The 1,459-nt window shown below is 57.0% G+C and carries 1 rRNA gene; it reads right to left on the bottom strand.

Annotated features, from left to right (window positions below):
- Nucleotides 1-1,459: ribosomal RNA gene (locus ACFZDI_RS35905) — 23S ribosomal RNA — on the bottom strand; the annotation flags it as partial.

Raw genomic sequence — 1,459 nt, 5'->3', positions numbered from 1 at the left:
TCTCAGCTTCGCCCAGACGAATCTGAGCTAACCGGTCCCCTTAACGTTCCAGCACCGGGCAGGCGTCAGTCCGTATACATCGCCTTACGGCTTCGCACGGACCTGTGTTTTTAGTAAACAGTCGCTTCTCGCTGGTCTCTGCGGCCACCCCCAGCTCAGGACGTAAAGTCCATCACCAGGTGTGGCCCCCCTTCTCCCGAAGTTACGGGGGCATTTTGCCGAGTTCCTTAACCATAGTTCACCCGAACGCCTCGGTATTCTCTACCTGACCACCTGAGTCGGTTTAGGGTACGGGCCGCCATGAAACTCGCTAGAGGCTTTTCTCGACAGCATAGGATCATCCACTTCACCACAATCGGCTCGGCATCAGGTCTCAGCCACAAGTGATCCGGATTTGCCTGGATCACGGCCTACACCCTTACCCCGGGACAACCACCGCCCGGGATGGACTACCTTCCTGCGTCACCCCATCACTCACCTACTAACCGCTTGGTTCAGCGGCTCCACCACTCCCCTTTGCCCGAAGGCTCCGGGGCGGCTTCACGGCCTTAGCATCACGATGCTCGATGTTTGACGCTTCACAGCGGGTACCGGAATATCAACCGGTTATCCATCGACTACGCCTGTCGGCCTCGCCTTAGGTCCCGACTTACCCTGGGCAGATCAGCTTGACCCAGGAACCCTTAGTCAATCGGCGCACACGTTTCTCACGTGTGAATCGCTACTCATGCCTGCATTCTCACTCGTCAACCGTCCACAACTACCTTCCGGTGCTGCTTCACCCGGCAGACGACGCTCCCCTACCCATCACGATCCCCGTTGGGGGTATATATCGCAATGACACGACTTCGGCGGTACGCTTGAGCCCCGCTACATTGTCGGCGCGGAATCACTAGACCAGTGAGCTATTACGCACTCTTTCAAGGGTGGCTGCTTCTAAGCCAACCTCCTGGTTGTCTCTGCGACTCCACATCCTTTCCCACTTAGCGTACGCTTAGGGGCCTTAGTCGATGCTCTGGGCTGTTTCCCTCTCGACCATGGAGCTTATCCCCCACAGTCTCACTGCCGCGCTCTCACTTACCGGCATTCGGAGTTTGGCTAAGGTCAGTAACCCGGTAGGGCCCATCGCCTATCCAGTGCTCTACCTCCGGCAAGAAACACACGACGCTGCACCTAAATGCATTTCGGGGAGAACCAGCTATCACGGAGTTTGATTGGCCTTTCACCCCTAACCACAGGTCATCCCCCAGGTTTTCAACCCTGGTGGGTTCGGTCCTCCACGAAGTCTTACCTCCGCTTCAACCTGCCCATGGCTAGATCACTCCGCTTCGGGTCTTGAGCGTGCTACTCAAACGCCCTATTCGGACTCGCTTTCGCTACGGCTTCCCCACACGGGTTAACCTCGCAACACACCGCAAACTCGCAGGCTCATTCTTCAAAAGGCACGCAGTCACGAGAA

Origin of the sequence: Streptomyces sp. NPDC007907, from assembly GCF_042959365.1 — a bacterium.
GTDB lineage: Bacteria > Actinomycetota > Actinomycetes > Streptomycetales > Streptomycetaceae > Streptomyces > Streptomyces indiaensis.
This window is presented reverse-complemented; position numbering and strand designations above follow the sequence as displayed.